Here is a 22,128-nt window from a genome sequence, read left to right as displayed (position 1 = left end):
GCCAGCGGCACCCGCAAGACGGGCCCCTGTCGGCGTGCGTCCCGGCCAGCGCGTCACGCAGGGAGACGGTCATGGCCGCATTCTTCGACACGCACAAGGCGACCCTCGACAAGGCGGTGGAGACCATCCATAGCCGCGGCTACTGGTCCGCCTATCCGGAGATGCCCTCCGGCAAGATCTACGGCGAGAGCGCGAAGGACGACGGCGAGGCCACCTTCAAGGCCCTGCTCGGGAAGCCGTTCGAGCTGGACCAGCCGACGACCGGCGGCCATGTCGGCCACGAGGTCAGCCCCTTCGGTCTCGACCTTGGGATCACCTATCCTAAAACCACGCCGGACATGGCCGTTGCCGCCGCCAAGGCCGCGATGGACGGCTGGGGCAAGGCGAGCGCGGAAGCGCGCGCCGGCGTCTGCCTGGAGATCCTGCACCGCATCAACCGGCTGAGCTTCCTGTTCGCCAATGCGGTGATGCACACGTCCGGCCAGGCCTTCGTGATGGCCTTCCAGGCCGGCGGCCCGCATGCGCAGGATCGCGGTCTCGAGGCCGTCGCCTATGCCTATGACGAGATGAGCCGCATTCCCGGGGCGGTGCGCTGGGAAAAGCCGCAGGGTCCGAAGGATCCCCTGGTGCTGGACAAGCAGTTCCGCATCGTGCCGCGCGGCCCGGCGCTGGTCATCGGCTGCGCCACCTTCCCCACCTGGAACAGCTATCCGGGCCTCTTCGCCAGCCTTGCGACCGGCAACCCGGTGATCGTCAAGCCGCATCCGGGCGCGATTCTGCCGCTGGCGCTGACGGTCAAAATCGGCCGCGAGGTGCTTGCCGAGGCCGGGTTCGATCCGAACGTGCTGCAGCTCGCGGCGGACACGGCCGACAAGCCGCTGACCAAGGAGCTGGTCACCCATCCGGACGTCGCGATCATCGACTTCACCGGCTCGCCGACCTTCGGCGCCTGGGTGCGCGAGAGCGCCAAGGGCAAGCTGGTCTATACCGAGGAAGCCGGCGTCAATTCCATCGTCGTCACCGGCACGCCGTCGATGCGCGGCATGGCCGGCAACATCGCCTTCTCGCTCTCGCTCTATTCCGGGCAGATGTGCACCGCGCCGCAGAACATCTTCGTGCCGCGCGGCGGCATCGACACGGACGAGGGCCACAAGAGCTTCGACGAGGTGGCCGGCGCCATCGCGACGGCCGTCGACAAGCTGCTGGGCGATCCCCAGCGCGCGGCCGGCGTGCTCGGCGCGGTGCAGAGCGAGGCGACCTTGGAGCGTATCGCCGAGGCCCGCAAGCTCGGCAAGGTGCTGCGCGACAGCACCCCGGTCGAAGGCATGGACGGCGCCCGTTCGGCGACCCCGCTCGTGCTGGCGGTCGATGCCGCGGACGAAGCCGCCTATCTGGAGGAGCGCTTCGGGCCGATCAGCTTCGTGATCGCGACCGACAGCGCGGAGGACGCGATCGCCCGTGCGGCCGGCTCCGCCAAGACGCGCGGCGCCATCACCGCAGCGCTCTATGCGACGGACGAGACCCTGATCGACAAGGCGGCCGATGCCTTCGCCGATGCCGGCGTCGCGCTTTCGGTCAACCTGACCGGCGGCATCTTCGTGAACCAGTCCGCCGCCTATTCCGACTATCACGTCACCGGAGCGAACCCGGCCGGCAATGCCTGTCTGTGCGACAGCGCCTTCGTCGCCAACCGCTTCCGCGTGGCAGCGATGCGCCGCCCGGTCGCGGCGTAGGAACGGACGGGCCGGCGGCGACACGTTTGCCCCCGGCCCCTGCTTTCCGAACGGGAGACCGGAAACAGACTGCACTGGACCTGTGGGAGGAAACAAGAATGGCAGTTTTCGGAAAATGCATCCGTGGCGCGGCCCTGCTGGCCGGTGTCGCCATGGTCTGGGCGGCCCCTGCGGCGGCCGACACCATCAAGATCGGCGCATCGCTGTCGGTCACGGGCCCCGCGTCCTTCCTCGGCGATCCCGAGGCCAAGACGCTGGAAATGTACGTCGAGAAGCTCAACGCCGAAGGCGGCGTCAACGGCAAGCAGCTCGAGCTGATCGTCTATGACGACAGCGCCGATGCCAACAAGGCGCGCACCTTCGCCACCCGCCTGGTGGAAGACGACGAGGTCGTCGCGGTGGTCGGCGGCTCCACCACCGGCACGACGATGGCGATGATCCCGGTCTTCGAGGATGCGGGCATTCCCTTCATCTCGCTCGCCGGCGCAGTCGTGATCATCGACCCGGTGAAGGAATTCACCTTCAAGACCCCGCATACCGACCGCATGGCCTGCGAGAAGATCTTCGCCGACATGCAGGCGAAGGGCATTGCCAGGATCGGCATGATCTCGGGCACCGGCGGCTTCGACAAGTCGATGCGCGAGCAGTGCCTCGAGGTGGTGGGCAACTACGGCATCGAGATCGTTGCGGACGAGACCTATGGTCCGAGCGATTCGGACATGACGCCGCAGCTGACCAACATCAAGAACGCTGCCGGCCTGCAGGCGGTCGTCAATCCCGGCTTCGGCCAGGGCCCGGCGATCGTGACCCGCAACTACAAGCAGCTCGACATCGAGGTGCCGCTTTATCAGAGCCACGGCGTCGCCTCGAAGTCCTTCATCGACCTTGCCGGCGATGCGGCCGAGGGCGTGCGCCTTCCGGCTTCCGCGCTTCTGGTCGCCGACAAGCTGCCGGACGATGATCCGCAGAAGGCCGTCGTCGTCGAATACAAGACGACATACGAGGAAAAGACCGGCCAGCCGGTCTCGACCTTCGGCGGCCACGCCTATGACGGCCTGATGATCCTGGTCGAGGCGATGAAGCGCGCCGGTTCCGAGGATCCCAAGGCGATCCGCGACGAGATCGAGAAGACCTCGGGCTTCATGGGCACCGCCGGTGTCGTCAACATGTCGCCGGAAGACCACATGGGCCTCGACCTGACCGCGTTCCGCATGCTGGAAATCCGCAGCGGCGACTGGACGCTCGCCGAATAAGGCGAAAGCCCCTCCCCCGCCGCGCGCCCGACGAGATACGGCGCGCGGCGGGGCCATCTGCTCACGACATCGAAGGCCCCCGGCCCGGCCGCATCGAGCGCGCGGGCAAGCTGACGGCGGACCCATGCCCGAGTTGCTGCAATTCTGTGTTTCCGGACTGACGGTCGGTGCGGTCTACGCGCTGGTCGCGCTCGGTTTCACCATCATCTACAACGCTTCCGACGTGGTGAACTTCGCCCAAGGCGAGTTCGTCATGATCGGCGGCATGACCACGGTCTTCGCCACCGCCGCCGGCGTGCCGCTGCCGCTGGCCGTGATCGGCGCCATCCTCGTTGCCATGGTGGTCGGGCTGCTGCTGCACCGGCTGGCCATCGAACCGGCGCGCGGCGCCTCTCCGGTGACCCTGATCATCATCACCATCGGTGCCTCGATCTTCCTGCGCGGCCTTGCCCAGGTGGTGTTCGACAAGCAGTTCCACTCGCTTCCCGCCTTTTCCGGCGACACGCCGATCCGCTTCGGCGGCGCCGCGATCCTGCCGCAGAGCTTCTGGGTGCTCGGCGGCGCGGCGGTGATCGTCGTGCTGCTGTGGGGCTTCTTCAACCGCACGCTGATCGGCAAGGCCGTGCTGGCGACGGCGGCGAACCGGCTGGCCGCGCGTCTCGTCGGCATCAACACCTCCTTCGTGATGGGCCTGTCCTTCGTCATGTCGGCGGCCATCGGCGCCATTGCCGGCATTCTCGTCACCCCGATCACGCTGACCAGCTACGACGTCGGCATGCTGCTGGCGCTCAAGGGCTTTGCCGCGGCCATGCTCGGCGGCATGGGCAACCCGCTCGGCGCGGTGGTCGGCGGACTGGCCGTCGGCCTGCTGGAAGCGCTCGGCGCCGGCTACATCTCGTCCACCTACAAGGACGCCATCGCCTTCATCGTCATCCTCGTCGTCCTCTTCGCCCTGCCGGGCGGCCTGTTCGGCAAGGCCAGCGTGGAGCGCGTGTGACCATGGGCAAGCTTCTCTCCCATCGCCTTGCCGTTCCGGTCGTGATCGCGCTGCTGGTCGTCGCGCTCTCCTTCGCCATGCCCTCCAACTTCTACTACCGCGTCGCCGCGCTGGTCTGGATCTCGGCCCTTGCCGTCATCGGCCTCAACCTGCTGATGGGCTATGCCGGCCAGGTGAGCCTCGGCCATGCCGGCTTCTTCGGCATCGGTGCCTATGCGGTGGCCGTACTGCCGGCGCAATTCGGCCTGCATCCGCTGGTCGCGGCCCTCGCCGGCGCCGTTGCGACCGCCGCCATCGCCTTTCTCGTCGGCCGGCCGATCCTGCGGCTCAAGGGCCATTACCTCGCCGTTGCGACGCTCGGCTTCGGCATCCTCATCGCCATGACGATTTCCAACGAGGCCTGGCTGACCGGCGGGCCGGACGGCATGCCGGTCGAGCGGCTGACGCTGTTCGGCTGGCGGGTGCGCGGCGCCGACACCTGGTACTGGATCAGCGGCGGCCTCCTGGTGATCGGCGCCTGGATCGCCTGCAACCTCGTCGCCAGCCCGACGGGCCGGGCCTTGAGGGCGCTGCACGATTCCGAGGTTGCCGCACGGGTCGCCGGCATCGACGTCGCCCGTGCCAAGCTGACCGTCTTCGTCATCTCGGCGGTCTATGCCTCGGTGGCCGGCTCGACGCTGGCCCTGGTCAACGGCTTCGTGACGCCGGACAAGGCCAACTTCCTGCACTCCATCGAGCTGGTGACCATGGTCGTGCTCGGCGGCATGGGCTCGATCCTCGGCTCTCTGGCAGGCGCTGCGATCCTCGTGGTGCTGCCGCAGGTCCTGACCGGCTTCCACGACTACGAACACATGATCCTCGGTCTCATCATGATGGTGATCATGATCGTGCTGCGCGCCGGCATCGTGCCCAGCCTTGCGGCGTTCTTCCAGGGGAGGCGGAACAAGTGAGCACCACGACCCCTCTTCTCGCCGTCGACGGGATCGGCATCTCCTTCGGCGGCGTGCGTGCCGTCGACAATGTCGGCTTCACGGCACGCGCCGGCGAAGTCTTCTCGATCATCGGCCCCAACGGCGCCGGCAAGACCACGCTGTTCAACCTGGTCTCGGGCGTCTACACGCCGAAGGCCGGCAGCGTTCATCTAGCGGGCGAGCCCGTCACCGCACTGGAACCCAACCGGCTGGCCGAACGCGGGTTGTCGCGCACCTTCCAGAACCTGCAGGTCTTCTTCCGCATGACCGCGCGGGAGAACGTGATGGTCGGCCGGCACCTGCGCGAAAAGCGCGGGCTGCTCGCGCACCTTTTCGCCCTGCCCTCGACCGGCCGCCAGAACCGGGAGAGCGCGGCGGTCGCCGATGCCCTGCTGGAGCGCGTCGGACTTTCCGCGCAGGCGGACATTCCGGCTGCAAACCTCTCCTACGGCGCGTTGAAGCGCCTGGAGATCGCCCGTGCGCTCGCCGCCGAGCCGAAGGCGCTGCTGCTCGACGAGCCGGCCGCCGGCTGCAACGCGGTGGAGACCGAAGAGATCGAGAAGCTGATCCGCAGGATCGCCGACGACGGCGTCGCCGTGGTGCTGGTCGAGCACGACATGAAGCTGGTCATGCGCATTTCCGACCGCATCCTGGTTCTCGACCAGGGCCGGGTGCTGGCGGAGGGCTCGGCGGCCGAGATCCGTTCGAACCCGAAGGTGATCGAGGCCTATCTTGGAACCCACGGCACGCGGGAGGCCAACCTTGCACTCGACTGATCCGCTTCTGCGCGTCGAGGCGCTGCGCTCCGCCTATGGGCGGATCGAGGCCCTGCACGGCGTCTCGCTGAGCGTCGCTTCCGGCGAGATCGTCGCCCTGGTCGGCGGCAACGGCGCCGGCAAGACAACCCTGCTGCGCGCCATTTCCGGCGTGCAGCCGATGACCGGCGGCAGCCTGTCGTTCCAGGGACGCGACATCTCGCGCGCCAGCCCGCATGCGCGGGTCGCGGCCGGCATCGCCCAGGTTCCGGAAGGGCGCCAGATCTTCGCGCCGCTCGCCATCGAGGACAATCTCCGCCTCGGCGCCTATCTGCGCAAGGATGCGGAGATCGCCTCGGATCTGGAGCGGGTCTACGACCTCTTCCCTATTCTGAAGGAACGGCGCAGGAACCCGGCCGGCGGCCTGTCCGGCGGCCAGCAGCAGATGCTGGCCATCGGCCGCGCCCTGATGAGCCGGCCGAAGCTGCTCCTGCTCGACGAGCCGTCGATGGGCCTGGCGCCGGTGCTCGTCGACCAGGTGTTCGAGATCATCCAGCGGCTGAACCGCGAGGACGGCGTCACCGTGTTCCTGGTCGAGCAGAACGCCTTTGCGGCCCTGTCCATCGCCACGCGGGGCTATGTCATCGAGACGGGCGAGATCGCGATGGAGGGCAAGGGCGCCGCGCTGCTGGCCGACGAGCGGGTGCGCGAGGCCTATCTCGGCGTCTGACCCTAAAGCACTTCAGAAGATGCCGTTGGCCCGCTGCAACTCCCGCACATAGGCGATGATCGCGGCGACGTCCTGCGGGCTCGCCCCAGGCACGGGCGGCATGTCGCCGAAGGTCCAGTGGTGCTGGCGGACGCCGCGCGTTGCCGCCAGCACGAAGGCCCCGTCGGCGTGATGCCCCGGCTCGTAGACGACGTGGACAAGCGGCGGGGCGATCCCCTGCCGTCCGGCTGCGTTTTCGCCGTGGCAACTGGCGCAAAGGGCGTCGAACGCGGTTCTCCCCTCGGCCGCGAGATTCGACAGCTCCGGCACCTTCACCTCCACCATGGCGGACGCCGGCGCCGGATCCGGCACGTCCTGCGGCCACAGAACCACCGCCAGCACGACGACCAGCACGGCGGCACCGCCGAGGAGAAGGCCCTTACGCCGGATCATTGATGCCCGCCGCACGAGGGTCCGCTACCCCTGGCCAGATCCTCCAGGATCGGGCAGTCCGGCCGCGCATCGCCATGGCAGGACTCCACCAGGCGGGTGAGCGTCGCCTTCATCGAGCGCAGTTCCACGATCTTGCGTTCCACCTCGCCGATCTTCTCCATCGCGACGGCGCGCACATCGGCGCTGGCGCGGTGGTCGTCGTCGTAGAGCGACAGCAGCACGCGGCACTCTTCGATGGTGAAGCCGAGGCTGCGCGCGCGCTGCAGGAACTGCAGGCGATGGATGTCCGTCTCCGAATAGTCGCGATAGCCGTTGCCGGCCCGCGCCGGGTGGATCAGCGCGATGTCCTCGTAATAGCGGATGGTCTTGGGCGGCAGGTTGGCGAGAGCCGCAGCCTCTCCGATGTTCATGGCGCGTCCGGGGTGTCGGTTGTCATCTCGGACATAGTGGACCTTCCAGCAAGTGGAAGGTCAAGCGGGGGCAAACCCTCATCCGATGGACGGCGAGGATGCCTCCATCTTGCGGGCCATCAGCCGGACCAGCGGCGGACGCATCAATGCCGGAATGATCCAGGACTGGACCGCAAGACCGAAGCGGCTGCGCGGCACATAGTGCCCGCCGATCTTCTCCGACTGTTTCTGGAGCCTCATTGCCACGGGCCGAAGCCGCGCCTCGTAGGCGGCCAGAGCGTCCTCCAAAGGGCGCGAAGCCAGCTCACTCGCCAGCACATGCGCCCCGACGACGGCCGTCGAAGTGCCCTGCCCCGACAGGAACGTCATGCAATGCGCGGCATCGCCGAGAAGAACGACCCGCCCCCGCGACCATCGCGGCACCTCGATCTGGCAGATCGTGTCGAAGAAGCCGTCCGACCAGTCGACACCGTTTCGGAACGTATCGGAAATCAGCGCCGGCCAATGCGCAAACCGGCTGGCGATCTGCGCCAGACGCATTGCCGGCGGCACGCGGGACGTATCGTCGTCGCGCCAGCAGAACAAGGTCGAGACCGTGCCGTCGCCGATCCGGTAGAGGCCGGCCTGCAGGTCGATATCCATGAAGGCCGCGTAGTCGCAGTCCATCGCCTGCGAGGACGGTATGCGCCAGGCGGCACTGCGATAGCCGAGCGGTTTCAGAAACTCCGAATGCGGACCGAAATGCAGCTCCCGCACGCCGCTGCGATAGCCGTCGGCCGCAACCACCAGGTCGAAGCGTTCGCGCGACCCGTCGGAAAAGTCGACCTCCACCGCCTCGCCCTCATCGGCAAGAGCGGTGACGGTCGTCCCGTACCGGATCGGCACCCGTCCCGCCAGCCGCTCGACCAGAACCTCCTGCAACGCATCGCGCATGATCACCAGCATGCGGTCGCCGCAGGCTGCCGAAAGATGCCGATAATTGTAGGAGAACAGCCTGCGACCTCGTGCATCGCGGTAGTCGGCCCGCTGGATGGAGATCGACCTCGCCTTCAGCGCGTCGATCAGGCCGAGCCGCTCGGCGACCTGCCAGCCGCCGAGATGCAGGCCGACCGCGTAGCCGGCGGTGCGCAGAGCCGGCGCCTTCTCCACCACCACCGGCGACAGGCCTGCATCGAGCAGGCAGTTGGCGAGAGCGAGGCCGGCAGGCCCCGCGCCCGAGATCAGGATCCGCATGCCCTCCGCCTCAGAACGTGATCTTGAGGCGGCCGCCGATCGTGCGCCCCTGGCCGAGCTGGTAGACATTGCCGAAGCCGGCGCCGGCGGAGTCGAAGCCGTAGACCGCATAGGTTTCGTCGGTGATGTTGTCGACGTAGAAGTCCGCGACGACATGCTCGCCGTGCTTCCAGGACAGCCCCGCATCGAGCAGCGCATAGGCGCCCTGTCCCACGGTGTTCGCCTCGTCGAACCAGGTCTTTCCGACATAGGTGACGCCGGCCCGAGCGGTCAGGTCGCCGAACTCCCCCGGCAGGCCGAACGTGTAGGCCGCAGTCAGGTTGGCCGTAACGTCCGGAGCGTAAGGAACCTTGTTGCCGGTCAGATTGACGCCGGGATTGGCAGGATTGTTGTAGCTGCTGAAGTAGGTGTCGTTGAAGGCGATGCCGCCCGACAGCATGAAGGGATCGACCGGCTGCCAGCGGGCCGTCAGGCTGATGCCCTTGCTCTCCACCTCGCCGACATTCTGCAGGTACTGGCCGGTCACCGGACCGACCGAAAGCTGATAGTCGTCCGTCATCGTGAAATAGACGGAGGACCCGAGCTCCAGCGTGTCGTCGAACAGGCTCGCCTTGATGCCGGCCTCATAGTTGTAACTGTGCTGCGGCTGATAGGAGAAGCCGATATTGGCCGGGGTCACCGCGCGGGTGAAACCGCCGGCCTTGAAGCCGGTGCTGAACAGCGCGTAGACGAGCACATCCTCCGTGACCTTGTAGCTGGCGCCCACCTTGGGCGAGAGCGCGGAGAAATCCGCGCTGTTGGTCTGGCGCACGCCGGCAAGGGTCGTCGCGGCGTCGACCTCCTCGTAGTCGAACCGCAGGCCGCCGGTCAGATCGATCCGCTCCGTCGCGTGCCAGGTGACCTCCCCGAAGGCCGCGTAGGAGCGGATTTCCTGGTGCGAGGCCAGGGTCGCAGCCGGCACTTCGCGGCGGAAATCCAGATCCTGAAAATAGAGGCCGGCGACATAGTCGAACATCGCGCCCTCCTGCGGATTGGAGGCGATGCGCAGTTCCTGGTTGAACGTCTCCTGCCATTCGGGCGTGTAGGAGCCGAAAATCGTCCGCAGCAGCGAACGGTCCTGGTACCCGGTCAGCGAGGTGATCGTCGCCGGGCCGAGATCGTAGGAGGCGGTGAGGCCGTAGCTGTCGGTCGTCAGCTCGTAGTGGGACGGAACGGGCAGCGAGATGCGGCTGTCCAGCATCGACTGCATCACGAAGCGTTCCTCGTCCGAGGTCCGTTCGCTGCGCCCGTAGGAGAACATGATGTCGAGAGGGCTGCCGACGGGCGCATAGCGCAGGCGGGCCTGGCCGGCCAGTGTCTCGCTGTCGCCGGTGCGCTCATTGGTGACCATGTCGCGCATCTCGCCGTCCTCGCGCTCGGCGCTGAACCACGCATCGCCATAAAGGACATCCTCGATCAGCGCGCCGCCGAAGGCCACGCCGCCCAAAGCGCCGAGGCTGTTCACGTCGATGACGGGGCTGAGGAAATAGTCGTTCTCCGGCTTGCGGGTGACGACGTTGATCACGCCGCCGATGGCGTTGCGGCCGTAGAGCGTTCCTTGCGGGCCGTACAGAAGTTCGACCCGCTCCAACGTCTGCGGCAGCAACTGGCTGAACAGCGCCTGGTCCTGCGGCAGGCCGTCGACATAGAGCTGAGTCGCCGGGTTGTAGAAATCGACCGACGACTGGCCGCGTACGGTAATACCGGAATAGGCACGGCTCGAGCGCTGGCGGATCAACACATCCGGGAACACCCGGTCGATACGGTCGACGGTGGAAAAGCCGCGCTGCTCCAACTCGTCCGCCTCGACGGTCGCAACCTCGCCGATCGCTTCGAACGCGTCCTGCAGGCGCTTTGTGGCCGAGACGATAATACGCGGAAGCACGGTCGGCTCCTCGGACGCGATAGCGTCCTGCGCCTGCGAAGGGAACGGACGCAGCACCGCGACCATCGCGACGAGGGAAACACCCAGCAGAGCACGGCTTCTCATTGTTGATTTCCTTGTATTTCCAACGCCCCGTCGACAGACAGAGACAATTCCGACGCAATCGGGAGGCGCCGGGCGAGAGCTGCGCCGGCGACGAGCAGAACAGCGGCAAGGGCAAAGACGGCGGCATGCCCGAAGGCCTGGCCGATGAAGCCGGCGGCGATGCCGAAGGCGATGGCCATCACCGCGTCGGCGCTTTGCAGCAGGGCGAAATCGGTGCCGGCCTGCAGCGGCGAGCACCAGCCGATCATCACCGCATAGAGCGCGATCATCGACGTCGCCGCAGCGGCGGACTGGGCAAGGATCAGCGGCGCGACGAGGTCGCGAGGGACGATACCGGCCCACACGCCCGCCAGCGCCAGGAACAGCGTCGCATTGGCGAGGGCGGCGAGCATCAGGGCGCGGGCGGAGGGACGCCGCAGCACGGCCAGCATGGCGAGCGCGGCGACAAGGCCGGCAGCCGCACCGCCGGCCCCTTTCAGCCATCCGATATCGGCAAGCGTCAGCCCCGTATCGACCAGGAACGGCCCGATCAGCGCGATGCCGAGGCGCAGGCCCGACTGGTAGACCAGCATGAAGCCGAGGCCGCGGCGATACTCGGCCCTGCGGAACGACGCCGAAAGGCGCGGGCGCGAAGCCCCTGCCGCAACCGGCGCGGGGGCGCCGTCCTCGATCCCGCGCGCGACGACGGCCGGGATCGTCAGCACCGCGACGACGCCCGCCATGAACAGCATCGAGGCCTGCCAGCCGAAAGCGGCATAGACCGGCAACCACGCCCCGACGCCGAGAAGGAACCCGACATACCCGCCGAAGACACCGGCGCTGCTGACGGCCGCGCGGCGGCTTTCGTCGACCACCTCGACGGCCAGCGCATCGGTGGCGATATCCTGGGTTGCGGCAAAGACGGAAACAGCCAGGAGCATGCAGAGCATCAGCTCGAAGTGCCCGGCCGGCGACAGCAGCGACAGAACCGCAAAGCTCGATGCGATCAGCGCCTGGCACAGGAGCAGCCAGGATCGCCGCCGGCCGAGGCGGGCGACGCAGAAGCGGTCGACCAACGGCGCCCACAGGAACTTCAGCGCCCAGGGCAGGAACAGCAGCGACAGGAGGCCGATACGGTCGAGCCCCATCCCCTCCTCGCGCAGCACGGTCGGAAGACCGGTCTGCACGAGGCTGCCGGTGATGGCCTGCGCCGCGTAGAGCCCGATGAACAGGCTCAGGATCCTGAAGGTGAAGGCGCCCGAGGCGCCTGGATTCGATGTCATGAAGTGCCTACCCCGATCACATTCCGGCCTTAATTGGCCCTCGCAAGGTCTGCCACCCGGATCGGACCCGCTTCAGTCCCGATCGGGGCTGATCGGGACCTTTCGCGCCCCCTTGCGCGAACCGTTGCCCGCATGTCACGCCAGCCCCGCATGGCGACGCAGGCGAACGAGGATGTCGGCAAGCACCGATGGCTCGGAGAGGTAGAAGTGATCGCCCGGCAGGTCCGCACGCGCGAAGCGCGATCCGCAGACCGCGTCCCAGGCATCGACGTCGGCCGCCGACACCTCCAGGTCTCCACTCCCGCGCAAGGCCAGAACCGGGCAGTCCAGCCTCGCCCCGGTCCGCAGCGCATAGGTCTCGGTCAGGGCGAAGTCCGCCCGGATCGCCGGCAGGAACAGATCCAGCAGTTCTTCGCTCTCCAGCACCTCGTCGCGCGTGCCTCCGAGACGCCGCAGCTCACCGATCAACGTCTCGTCGGACATGGCGTGGCGCCAGGGCTGCGGTGTCGGCAGCTGCGGGGCGCGGCGGGCCGAGGCGATGAAGGCGGCCGGCGGCAGTCCGCGCGCCTGCAACGCCAGCGCGGCTTCGAACGCGATGAGCGCCCCGAGGCTGTGGCCGAACAGGAGGACGGGCCGCCCGGCGGGAACCGCGCCGCACAGCGCCGGCACGAGCCCGGCAAGAACCTCGCCGACGCTGCGACAGGCCGGCTCCAGGAACCGGCGACCACGACCGGGCAGTTCCACCGGGCAGACGTCCAGATCGGCCAGCAGCGGATGCCCCTGCCAGCCATGGAAGAAGGACGCCGCCCCGCCGGCATGGTGGAAGGCGAAAAGCACCGCCCTGCCCCGCCCGCCCGGAAGGCCGAAGGGAAACCAGGGCGAAACGGCTCGAACGGGCGCGTTCATCAGGCGACCTCCGCCTGCCGGTCGCCCTGGCGCAGGCGCTCTGCGACCGCGTCCTTCACCACGACGGCGACGGCAGGTGCGTCGTCGCGGGCCATGAAATGCCCGCCTTCGAGCCGGCGATGGGTGAAGCCTCCCGCCGTGCGCGGCCGCCAGCTGTCCACCGCCTCCTTTGAGACGAGGTCGTCCTGCGTGGCGGACAGCGCCAGCATCGGCGCCTGGATCACCGCCTCGCTGCGATAGCTGGCGGCCATCGCCGTATCGCCCTCCATGGTGGTCTGCAGCGCCGACAGCATCTCGCCGCTCGCCAGGATGTTCTCCGGCGTACCGCCGAGCAGGCGCAGCCGCGTTTCCATGCCGTCCTCGCCGAAGAAACTGCGCAGGTCCGGCAAGGGCTCGTGCGGGCCGGGACACACGCCCGCGACCACCAGCAGCGGCCGGCAGGTGCCCTCCTGCTCCAGCCGGTGCGCCAGCTCGAACGCGATCTTGCTGCCGAGGCTCCAGCCGAGGAGGACCAGCGGCGTGTCGCGATAGGGCCTCACCTTCGGCAGCAAGGCCTCGACGGCCGCCGATAGCGAGGTGAACGGCGGCTCGGCGATCCGTCCCTCCCGGCCGGGAAGCTGCACCGGCGACACCTGCCAGTCGCGCGGGAAGTGGCCCTGCCAGGTCTTGAAGGCCGAGGCACCGGCCACCGCGTGGGGAAAGGCGAGGATGTTGACATCGGCACCGCGCCTTGGACCGCCGAACGGGAACCAGTCGGCACGCTCGGCAAGCGAGGCGCGCGCCTCGCCCAGCAGCGCCTCGATCCGCGCCGCGCGGGTTTCCAGCAGCGCGGTGTCCGCCGCCCCGGCCGCCTCTGCGCTTCGCCGCCAGCGGCCGAGCAGATAGGTGATGGCGCCGCGGTCGAGGCAGTCGTACATGGCCGATCCGGGCGCAGCGAAGTAGTCCTGCACGTCCGCCGCCCCCCTGGCGCCGGCAAGGCGCGCCATCAGCCCGGCGGGCATCCGGTCGCGGGCGCGGCAGACCTGCCGCGTCACGTCGCGCAGGCTTTCCAGGACGAAGCCCATCGCCTCCATCGTCTCGAGGAACGGGCCGACCAGCGCGGACGGCCAGAGATCGCCGTGCAGGAACAGGCCGCCGGGTGCCAGCACGCGGTGGACATGGCGCAGGAAGGCGCCCATGTCCGGATAGGCGCCGGAGGATTCCAGATTGAGCACGAGGTCCTGGCTGCCGTCCGCCAGCGGCAGGGTGCAGGCATCGGCCAGTTGCAGGCGGACCCGCCGTCCGGCCAGCAACCGGCGGGCCCCCGCGATGTTGTCGGCGCTGAGATCGAGACCCGTTGCCGACAGCGGACGGTAGTGCCGCGTTACGATGTCCAGCGCGCCGCCGCGGCCGCAGCCGATGTCCGCGATCCTCAGGCCGTCGAGCGAGACGGGCCCCAGCAGCTCGGCGACAAGACGCTCGCAGGCCTCGTTGGCGCCCGGCTGCGCAAGACCGGGCACGGCACCATCGGCAAGACCGGGAACGGGCTCGTAGCCCCAGTTGAGAAAATGCGCATACCCGCCGAGCCCGGCTTGCACGAAAGCCTCGTCGAGGGCGGAATAGGCGCTGCGGGTGCGCTCTGCGGCCGGTTCAGTCGGCATCGGTAAGGGTCCTTGCGAATTCGACGGGATCGGGATGGGGCGGCGGCGGCACCGGCATGGCGCGTTCGCGCGGCGGCCCGGCCTGACGCAAAACCGCGAGCCAGGCCTTGCCGAGATCGGCGAGATAGGCATCCGACTGCCAGGGCACGCTGCCCGGCGCCTCGATGGCGCAGCGCAGCTCGGCGAGCGCATGGCCGATCGCCTCGGGGAATTCGGCATGCACCACGTCCCAGAACGGCGCGCCGGCGGGCGAACCCAGCACATGGGCGCTCGGCTGCGTGAAATGGCGGCACCCGGCATGACGTTCCGGCGACAGCAGGTAGGAGCTCGCCACCCCGTCCTGCCGATAGTCGGGCGCATAGAGCGAATGGCTCCACACGACGGGGCCGAAGCTGTTGACCAGATTGACCGTCCCTTCCGGCCAGCCGACCGCCATGCGATGCATGACCAGCGAATGGTGATCGGGATCGGCGGGGTCGAGCCAGGATTGCAGCATCAGGGAGAAGGGAACGCCGCCGACCCGCCCCTGGAAGGCATGGAACGGCAAGGCTTCGGACGGCGGAACCAGCGGCCCCACGCAGTCGAGACCGGCAAGCGAGCCGAGACTTCTCCCCAGACCGTCGAGAGCGGAGTAGAGCAGCTGCGGACTGGTGGTGACTTCCGCAAAGGCCGCCGGGGCCCGCTCGCCCGCAGCGCTCGCATAGGCGATGAAGTGCCGGAACGCCGGCAGATGCGGATAGAAGCTGTTGACGTGGTAGCGCACGCCCGCCGCCTCCGCCTGCCGGCGCAAGGATGCCACCTCTCCCGGGTGGACGGGATGCTCCTGCAGCACGTGGATGCCGCGTTTCAGCAGCGCTTCGGCAAGGCGGGTGCCGTCGCCGCCGAACAGCGTGGTGCGGACCACGACGCAGGCCACGTCGATATCGGCCGGCAGATCCGCGACGTCCCGGTAGAGCGGCACGGCGAGGTGCGCAGCAAGCGCGCGCGACCGCGCCCCGCCGCGCGCGAGGATGCCGGCCAGGCGGACATCCCCGCCAAGCCGGGCGATGGCGGCAAGGTAGTGCTCGCCGAAACAGGTGCCGCAGACGACGACGTTCAGCACCTCACCCGCCATGGCCGAGGCCTCCCAGCCAGGTGCGCAGGCCGAGTTCGCCCGCCGGTGGCGTGCCGGTGCCGACCAGATCCGCAAGCGGCACGGACCACGCCTCCTCGCCCCTTGAAAGGATCGTCAGCACGGTGTCGAAGACGGATGCAGCGAGCCCTTGCGGGAACAGGCCGGCGATCTCGTCGATATTGCACAGGAGCTCGCGCTCCTCCTCCAGCACCTGGAAATGCAAGGCGACCTGCGGCTGGGCCGCGTATTCATAAGCCGGCATGCCGAGCAGCGGGTCGGCGCTTTCCGGCAGCGCATAAGCCTGCCGCACGCCGAGCAGCGAGGTCATCGCCACCGGGAACATCAGCGTCGGCAGGTCGCGTGCCGCATTCGCCTCGGCAAGTCCTCCGCATAACAGCGGCGAGAGGTTCTCGCGGATCGCTGCCTCGGTGTGCTGCATGAGATCGCCGAAAGTCGGCGCCCCGGCGAAATCGAACGGCACCGCCATCGCCGCACTTGCCTCGCAGGCGATGTTCATCGCCTCCGCGTGCAGCGGCTTGCGGTCGGGATAGGCGAGTTGCAGGGAGAAACGCCGCCTGTCCGCCGACCATTCGCGCAAGCCGGCGGCGAAGGCCGCAAGCACCAGCGCCGTGCCGGAAATGCCCCGGGCGGCCGCCGCATCCCGGACAGAAAGCCAGGAGGCGCGGTCCAGCGCCCGCCGCTCGATGGCGAAACGCGCCGGCAGGCTCTCCGGCCTTGCAACGAGTGGCAGATCGGGTGCGGGCGGCAGGGCGGCAAGGCGCTCGCCGGCCGCCTTGCGCGCCTCGGCAACGGCCCTCGTTTCGCCCAGCAGCGCCGTCCCGCGCATGTAATCGGTGGCCGAAAAGCCGAGCCGCGGCAGTGCCCGGCCGGGATCGTCCATATGCCGGCCGAGTTCGCGCAGCATCACCTGGAAGCTCTCGATATCGAGGAAGGTCGTATCGATATCGAAGTGCAGGCGAATGCGCCCTTCCGGCAGCAGCGACGCGCGCCATTCGAAGAACGGCCAGGCAGCAAGATCGAAGGCCTGCGCACTCATGCGCCGGCGGGTCTCGGCGAGCCGCGCCTCCCGCTCCGCGTCGGGCAGATCGGAAAGGTCCTCGCGGACGATCGGCGGGACCGTCTCGACATCGGCCGGCACCGCCCTGCCCTCGTCGTCGACGGTCATGCGCAGGGCCGGGTGGCGTTGCACGAAACGGGCCCAGGCCCGCTCGAAGGCGTCGAGGTCGAAGCGCGCCGCCTCCTTGTCGTATTCCACATACATGTGCCGGGCAGTGCCGCCGAGCGGAGCATCGTCCCGCCGGCCCAGCCACCATGCCCGCTGGAGCGGCGACAGCGGCCAGGTCATGCCCGGGCGCGCAGGCACCGGCGCGAGGTCGCCATTGGCGAGCAACAGGCCGGGCCGGCTCGCCGCGAGTTCGCCGAGCGCCGCGCGCAGCGATCCCGCCTCCGCATCCCCCTGCGTACCGCCTTGCGCCCGAATCCCCTCGACCAGCGCGGCGACCGTGTCGAAGCGCATGGCCGCCTCGCCCGACAGCCGCAGCCCGGTCTCGGCGGCAAGCCGCTCCGCCAGATCGAGGAACAGCAGGGAGTCGAGCCCCAGGTCGATCAGCCGGCTCTCGGGGCGCACCGCATCCGCAGGCAACGACAGGAGATCCGCGACAAGCGTCCTGACGATGCTTTCGAGGTCTGCCGCGGCCGCCGCCGGCATCTGGCCGCCCGCCTCGCGCAAATGCTGTGCGAGCGAGGCCGGCGTCTGGTCCTGCAAGGCGAACGCTGCCGAAAGCTCGAGCCCGAGCTCGTCCTTCACCGCCTGCGCGAGTTCCAGCATCATCAGGGAATCGATGCCCAACGACAGCAGGCTCGCCTGCATGTCGATCCGCTCCGGCGCAAGACCGAGCAGGATCGACAGCCTGTCCGCGAGCCAGTCTTCCATCCCCGCCGGTGCGTCGGCGGCAACGGGTTCGGCGGGCGCGATCTGCCGGCCGGCACCAGCCCTTGCCACCTGCGACAGGGCCGGCGGCAGGCGTCCGCCGGCAGTTCCCGTCAGTGCCTGCCAGTCGACATGCAGCGGGCTTGCCACCGCATGCCCCCGCTGCAACGCCGTCTCCATCAGCGCCAGCGCATCGGCCGGCGCGAGCGTCAGCATGCCCCGAACGGCGAGGTCTTGGGCGAGTTGCTCCCGTTCCGCTCGATCATCCTGCCAGAATCCCCAGGCAAGGGCGGTCGCGGCGACACCGTCCGCGCGCAAGGCCGCCGCCAGCCCCTCCAGAGCGGCATTGGCAATGGCATGGGCCGCCTGCCCCGCCGGGCCGAAGACGGTCGCAGCCGAGGAGGCAAAGACCACACGCGCAGGCGCAAGGCGCGCAAGATGCCGGCGCAGGGCCTCGGCCGGGCGCAGCTTCGGCGCGAGCACCCGCTCGAGCGCCGCCGCATCGAGAGCCGCGAGCGGCATGTCCTCCAGATGGCCGGCGAAGTGGAAGACAGAGGCGAGGCTTCGCCCCTCGATGCCGGCGAAAAGACGGTCGAGATCGTTCTCTTCCGTCAGGTCGACATCGCTGTCCACGGTCACCTCGACACCGGCAGCGGTCAGCGCGGCGAGCCGGGCGGCCTCGACCTCCGACGGCGCGCGGCGCGCAACGAGGCGCAGGCTGCGCACGCCTTTTCCGGCGAGCCATTCGGCCGTCGCCAGGGCCATGGGCGCGAGACCGCCGAGCAGCAGGTGGACGCCGTCGGGTCCGAAGCCGAGCGGCACGGCTACACAATCTTCCGCCACGAGACGGGGCACGAAGCGCCTCCCCCGACGCAACGCGACGACCGCCTCGCCATCCTCGACGAGGCAGGCCCGATGCAGCGCGGTCTCCACCTGACTGCCATCGTCGTCGACGAACCGCACGGCCAGGTCCGGATATTCCTGGGCGGCAACCCGTACGAGGCCTGCAATGCCCGCCAGAAACGGCGCTTTCGGCCGGTCCCAGGGAACGGCGGCCAGCGCCCCGCGCATCAGCAGCACGAGCCGGCACCCTGCCTGCGAGGCCTCGCGGATGAGTTCGGCAAGGCCTGCATGAAGGATCGCAAGAGACACCCCGTCATCGACATCCGCGAGATCGACGAGGCACGTGTCGCCGGCGGACAGTCCCGGCGGCACGAAAAACCCGGAGGCACGCGAGATCACCGCCGCGACGCGCCCGCCGGACGCGCGGGAGTTGGCAGCCTCCCAACGCCAATGACAGAGCTGGGGGCGCGTCGCGGCGGCGGCCGGCCGTGCCTTGCGGAGATTGTCGATCCACAGAGCCGGCCAGTCCGACTTGTCGAAGACGGCGAGATCCAGCCCGCCGTCCTGACGCATCCCGAGAGAAAGGCGCGCGTCCGACACTTGCCCGCACGTACCGCCGACCGCATCGGCGACCAGCGGGCCCTCTCCGGCCAGTTCCGCAAGCACCGGGCGCAGAAGATCGGCAAGCGGGGCGAAAACGATTGCCGCGCCCTCCTGAGGCAGGGGCGGCAGCGCAGCGCCGGCAAACGGGACAGGCCTCGCCGAGATCAGGCGCTCCCCCTCTTCCGTCGCAAGGACGAGTTCATCGGGGGCAGTGATCCAGCGCGCGGCCTGCGGTGTTTCGGCGGGCGAAAGCTGCACGCCTTCGAACCGCCAGAACCCGTCGCCGGCCCGCGCGGCAAGGCCGGCAAGCAGGCCTGCGGCATCAGCGACAGGCGCCGTCTCGGGCTGACGCCCGGCGAGAACGGACACCGTCTGCGCAGGCGGCGTTCCGTTGCGGGCAAGAAGAATGCTCTCGCCGATGGCGCCGTCCTTCTGCTCCGGCGGCGGGAAGGACGACCAATCGGACCATCCTGCCTCGGTGAGGAACGCCCCCCAGCGGGCAAGCGAGGGAAACAATTCGCCGCCCCGCGCCTCGATGTCGTCGAGCACGGGCACCAAGGGACCGAAAATGAAGTCGAACAGGGGCTTTGGCTCAGAAATCTCACGCATCAGGAGAACCCCGCCCGGAGCCAGCAGGCGGCGCACATCGGCGAGAACCCGTGTCAGGTCGCGGCCGTTGTGCAGCACGTTGGCCGCCACCACGAGATCGTAGCCGCCCGGCTCGAAGCCCTGGGCGGCAAGATCCTTCTCTATGTCGAGGGTCGCGAAGTCGAGAAACGGAAAGGCGGCGAATTTTTCGCGTGCCTTGCGCAGGAACAGCGGTCCGATATCGGTGAAGGTGTAGCGGGTCCGCCGCGCCGGCAGGACCGGCAGCAGCGACGAGGTCGTACCGCCGGTGCCCGCTCCGATTTCCAGGACGCGCAGGGGCTTGTCGGCCGGCAGCGCCTCGACGAGCGCCGCGACCGCGTCGGCGGCGAGAGCGTTGAGAAAGACGCTGTCGCGCTGGCGCTCGTACATGTCCTCCACGTCGTCCATGGCAGCAGACGGGAACACCAGCGACACCGCATCGACCTCGCCGGTCAGCATCTGTGCAAGCTGCGGGCCGACGCGGGCGACCATGCCGGTCAGGCGCCGGTAGCCGCGCGCAGCCATGTCCGCGAGCAGCGGCTCCGCCTCGTCCATCGGCGGCACGATCAGGGCGCCGAACCTGTCCCCCTCCCGTTGAAGAACGCCTTCGTCCACGAGGTCGCGCAGGAGCCGGGCCGTAAGCTGGGCGTAGTGCGGAAGGATGCCGCCCGCCGCCATCGCCTCCTCCACCGTGCGCCAGGCACCGCCGGCAAAGACGCCGAGCCTGTCGAAGGCATGGGCGACATGGATGGCGTGCAGGCGGGCGACGGCCGCGCCTTCCACCTCCAGCGACGACCAGTCGTGCTCGGCCGCGCGCAGGCGCGAGGCCTCGCCGAGGCTCGCGAGCAATTCGCGCCAGCCGTCCCCCCGTTGACCTTGCGCGCCCGGCCGGGCAATGCGGCCGCCGATGCGCGGGGCGACCGGCGCGACCACGCGCGGCCCTGCGGGACCGGCCGGCGGCTGTGCCCCCATCGAACCGGCACGCCAGAACGGCGCCGCCGCGTCGCTCGACCGCGCGAAGGCCTCGTTCTCGCCGCCGGTCTCGGCAAACAGCGAGAGCATGCGGGCAAGATCCAGCCCGTCGCTGCCGCCGATCTCCAGCCGCATGCCCCCTGCGCCAATGTGCTGGCGGACGAGCGTGTCGCAATAACGCGGCAGCTCGCCCTGATAGGCGCCTTCCAGCAGCAGATCCGCATGGGCCTGCGACAGGGCGCGCAGCGCCGGCAGGTCCGGCGCCGACAGGGCGAGCCGCAAGGGACCGTCGACCTTGCGCGGCGCCGGCTTCAGCGGTTCGGGCAGGTCCTCGACGATGACGTGGCAATTGGTCCCGCCGATCCCGAAGGAGCTGACGCCGGCAATCCTCGGTCCTTCCGGCCAGGCTTGCAGGGCCTGCGGCACGATGAAGGGCGTTGCGTCGATTTCCAGCGCCGGATTGGGCTTGCGAAAATGCAGGCAGGGCGCGATCAGCCCTGTGCGCACGCTGAAGGCGGCCTTGATCAGCGCACCGATCCCGGCGGCGGTGTCGAGATGCCCGGTATTCGCCTTGAGCGCGCCCAGCGCGCAAGGGTGGCGGCGCGGCGTGTCGCGGCCGAAGGCCTCGGCCAGCGCATTGAGCTCGATCGGGTCGCCGAGCGGCGTGGCGGTGCCGTGCGTCTCCACCATGCCGATGCGATCCGAGGTGACGCCGGCCAGCGCCATCGCCTCCTCGATCACCGCCCGCTGTCCGGCAAGCGAGGGCGCGGTGAAGCCGGCCTTCTCGGTGCCGTCATTGTTGACCGCCGATCCGCGGATGACCGCGAGGATGCCGTCGCCGTCTTCCAGCGCCCGGCGCAGCGGCTTCAGCAGCACGACGCCGACGCCATTGCCGATGAAGGTGCCGGACGCTTCCGCGTCGAACGGGCGGCAGGTTCCGTCGGGCGAGAAGATCATGCCCGGCTGGTGGAAATAGCCGGCGGCCATCGGGAAGGTGAGCGCCGCCCCGCCTGCGAGCGCCAGATCGCATTCGCCGCTGCGCAATTGCTCGCAGGCGACATGGACGGCAACCAGCGAGCTGGAACACGCCGTCTGGACCGTCATCGCCGGCCCCGTCAGGCCGAGCTTGTAGGCCGTGCGGGTCGCCAGATAGTCCTTGTCGTTGCCGATCAGCCGCTGGAAGGTCCGCGACTGGCCGGCCGACAGCACGTCCTCCGGCTGCGGCATCACGAAAGTGCTCATGCGCGCGGACCCGAAGACCCCGACGCGCATGCCGGCGACAGAATCCGCAAGCCCTGCCATGTCCAGCGCCTCGCGCGAGCAGGCGAGAAACAGGCGCTGCTGCGGATCGATGGTCGCGGCCTCCGCCGGCGAGTAGCCGAACAGCCCGGCATCGAAATGCTCGGCTTCGTCGACGACGCTGGCGACGGGGACGAAGTCGTCCCGTTCCAGCAGCGCGGGATCGAGACCGGCGGCGGCGAGATCCTGCGCGGTGACCCGGCGCGACAGTTCCTCGCCGTCGGCAAGCCGCCGCCAGAAGGTGAAGGGATCCGCCGCTCCCATGAAGCGGCATCCCGCCCCGATGATCGCGACCGGTTCCACGTCCTGATAGATCTCGGTGAAAAGGCTCATGTCGAAAGCGCGCATGGGTCCGCCTGATTGAAGTG

The 22,128-nt window shown here is 69.0% G+C and carries 15 protein-coding genes; 6 read left to right on the top strand and 9 right to left on the bottom strand.

What is annotated here, in order from left to right:
• The first annotated feature begins 71 nt into the window (after window positions 1-71).
• From paaN to MNI96_RS19210, 6 genes are all read left to right on the top strand, one after another.
• Window positions 72-1,733: a phenylacetic acid degradation protein PaaN gene (paaN, locus tag MNI96_RS19235; protein WP_249695760.1), complete on the top strand. Its 1,662-nt coding sequence runs from the start codon at window positions 72-74 to the stop codon at window positions 1,731-1,733.
• 152 nt (window positions 1,734-1,885) lie between these two features.
• The gene (locus tag MNI96_RS19230; protein ID WP_249695836.1) at window positions 1,886-2,986 is read left to right on the top strand and encodes an ABC transporter substrate-binding protein; all 1,101 of its coding nucleotides are present in this window, start codon (window positions 1,886-1,888) and stop codon (window positions 2,984-2,986) included.
• A gap of 124 nt (window positions 2,987-3,110) precedes the next feature.
• Window positions 3,111-3,983: a branched-chain amino acid ABC transporter permease gene (locus MNI96_RS19225; RefSeq protein ID WP_249695759.1), complete on the top strand. Its 873-nt coding sequence runs from the start codon at window positions 3,111-3,113 to the stop codon at window positions 3,981-3,983.
• Between the two features lie 2 nt (window positions 3,984-3,985).
• Window positions 3,986-4,933: a branched-chain amino acid ABC transporter permease gene (locus MNI96_RS19220; protein ID WP_249695758.1), complete on the top strand. Its 948-nt coding sequence runs from the start codon at window positions 3,986-3,988 to the stop codon at window positions 4,931-4,933.
• Complete coding sequence (locus MNI96_RS19215) at window positions 4,930-5,730, top strand: ABC transporter ATP-binding protein (protein WP_249695757.1); 801 nt, start codon at window positions 4,930-4,932, stop codon at window positions 5,728-5,730. Before MNI96_RS19220 ends, MNI96_RS19215 begins: the two co-directional genes overlap by 4 nt.
• On the top strand, window positions 5,717-6,439 hold the full coding sequence (locus MNI96_RS19210) for an ABC transporter ATP-binding protein (protein ID WP_249695756.1): 723 nt from the start codon (window positions 5,717-5,719) through the stop codon (window positions 6,437-6,439). The genes MNI96_RS19215 and MNI96_RS19210 overlap by 14 nt, the downstream gene beginning before the upstream one ends.
• Before the next feature lie 12 nt (window positions 6,440-6,451).
• On the opposite strand, the gene MNI96_RS19205 is transcribed toward MNI96_RS19210, so the two are convergent.
• From MNI96_RS19205 to MNI96_RS19165, 9 genes are all read right to left on the bottom strand, one after another.
• A complete protein-coding gene (locus MNI96_RS19205) occupies window positions 6,452-6,871 on the bottom strand; it encodes a c-type cytochrome (protein WP_249695755.1) in 420 nt (139 codons plus the stop codon).
• Entirely contained in the window at window positions 6,868-7,281 is a 414-nt protein-coding gene (cueR, locus tag MNI96_RS19200; RefSeq protein WP_249695754.1) for a Cu(I)-responsive transcriptional regulator, read from the bottom strand. Before cueR ends, MNI96_RS19205 begins: the two co-directional genes overlap by 4 nt.
• 78 nt (window positions 7,282-7,359) lie before the next feature.
• Window positions 7,360-8,514 carry an FAD-dependent monooxygenase gene (locus MNI96_RS19195; protein ID WP_249695753.1) on the bottom strand — a complete coding sequence of 385 codons (1,155 nt, stop codon included), beginning with the start codon at window positions 8,512-8,514 and terminating at the stop codon, window positions 7,360-7,362.
• A gap of 10 nt (window positions 8,515-8,524) precedes the next feature.
• Window positions 8,525-10,543 carry a TonB-dependent receptor gene (locus MNI96_RS19190; RefSeq protein ID WP_249695752.1) on the bottom strand — a complete coding sequence of 673 codons (2,019 nt, stop codon included), beginning with the start codon at window positions 10,541-10,543 and terminating at the stop codon, window positions 8,525-8,527.
• Window positions 10,540-11,805 (bottom strand): MFS transporter, encoded by a 1,266-nt coding sequence (locus tag MNI96_RS19185; protein WP_249695751.1) that lies wholly within the window; start codon window positions 11,803-11,805, stop codon window positions 10,540-10,542. Before MNI96_RS19185 ends, MNI96_RS19190 begins: the two co-directional genes overlap by 4 nt.
• 135 nt (window positions 11,806-11,940) lie before the next feature.
• Window positions 11,941-12,711, bottom strand: coding sequence for a thioesterase II family protein (locus MNI96_RS19180; RefSeq protein WP_249695750.1), 771 nt, complete (start codon window positions 12,709-12,711; stop codon window positions 11,941-11,943).
• The gene (locus MNI96_RS19175; RefSeq protein ID WP_249695749.1) at window positions 12,711-14,351 is read right to left on the bottom strand and encodes a thioesterase domain-containing protein; all 1,641 of its coding nucleotides are present in this window, start codon (window positions 14,349-14,351) and stop codon (window positions 12,711-12,713) included. Before MNI96_RS19175 ends, MNI96_RS19180 begins: the two co-directional genes overlap by 1 nt.
• Entirely contained in the window at window positions 14,341-15,465 is a 1,125-nt protein-coding gene (locus tag MNI96_RS19170; protein ID WP_249695747.1) for a Gfo/Idh/MocA family oxidoreductase, read from the bottom strand. Before MNI96_RS19170 ends, MNI96_RS19175 begins: the two co-directional genes overlap by 11 nt.
• Window positions 15,455-22,108, bottom strand: a complete 6,654-nt coding sequence (locus tag MNI96_RS19165) for a beta-ketoacyl synthase N-terminal-like domain-containing protein (RefSeq protein WP_249695746.1) — start codon at window positions 22,106-22,108, stop codon at window positions 15,455-15,457. The genes MNI96_RS19170 and MNI96_RS19165 overlap by 11 nt, the downstream gene beginning before the upstream one ends.
• Window positions 22,109-22,128 lie beyond the last annotated feature (20 nt).

The organism is Stappia sp. WLB 29 (assembly GCF_023507705.1).
Classification (GTDB): Bacteria; Pseudomonadota; Alphaproteobacteria; order Rhizobiales; family Stappiaceae; genus Stappia.
The sequence above is the reverse complement of the archived record's forward strand: the minus strand, read 5'-3'. Positions and strand labels throughout refer to the sequence as shown.

Coding starts and splice junctions, on each gene's coding strand:
- MNI96_RS19195 (WP_249695753.1), bottom strand. CDS start 8,514: ATGCGGATCCTGATCTCGGGCGCGGGGCCTGCCGGCCTCGCTCTCGCC.
- MNI96_RS19190 (WP_249695752.1), bottom strand. CDS start 10,543: ATGAGAAGCCGTGCTCTGCTGGGTGTTTCCCTCGTCGCGATGGTCGCG.
- paaN (WP_249695760.1), top strand. CDS start 72: ATGGCCGCATTCTTCGACACGCACAAGGCGACCCTCGACAAGGCGGTG.
- MNI96_RS19175 (WP_249695749.1), bottom strand. CDS start 14,351: ATGCCGACTGAACCGGCCGCAGAGCGCACCCGCAGCGCCTATTCCGCC.
- MNI96_RS19225 (WP_249695759.1), top strand. CDS start 3,111: ATGCCCGAGTTGCTGCAATTCTGTGTTTCCGGACTGACGGTCGGTGCG.
- MNI96_RS19180 (WP_249695750.1), bottom strand. CDS start 12,711: ATGAACGCGCCCGTTCGAGCCGTTTCGCCCTGGTTTCCCTTCGGCCTT.
- MNI96_RS19205 (WP_249695755.1), bottom strand. CDS start 6,871: ATGATCCGGCGTAAGGGCCTTCTCCTCGGCGGTGCCGCCGTGCTGGTC.
- MNI96_RS19220 (WP_249695758.1), top strand. CDS start 3,986: ATGGGCAAGCTTCTCTCCCATCGCCTTGCCGTTCCGGTCGTGATCGCG.
- MNI96_RS19185 (WP_249695751.1), bottom strand. CDS start 11,805: ATGACATCGAATCCAGGCGCCTCGGGCGCCTTCACCTTCAGGATCCTG.
- cueR (WP_249695754.1), bottom strand. CDS start 7,281: ATGAACATCGGAGAGGCTGCGGCTCTCGCCAACCTGCCGCCCAAGACC.
- MNI96_RS19165 (WP_249695746.1), bottom strand. CDS start 22,108: ATGCGCGCTTTCGACATGAGCCTTTTCACCGAGATCTATCAGGACGTG.
- MNI96_RS19230 (WP_249695836.1), top strand. CDS start 1,886: ATGGTCTGGGCGGCCCCTGCGGCGGCCGACACCATCAAGATCGGCGCA.
- MNI96_RS19170 (WP_249695747.1), bottom strand. CDS start 15,465: ATGGCGGGTGAGGTGCTGAACGTCGTCGTCTGCGGCACCTGTTTCGGC.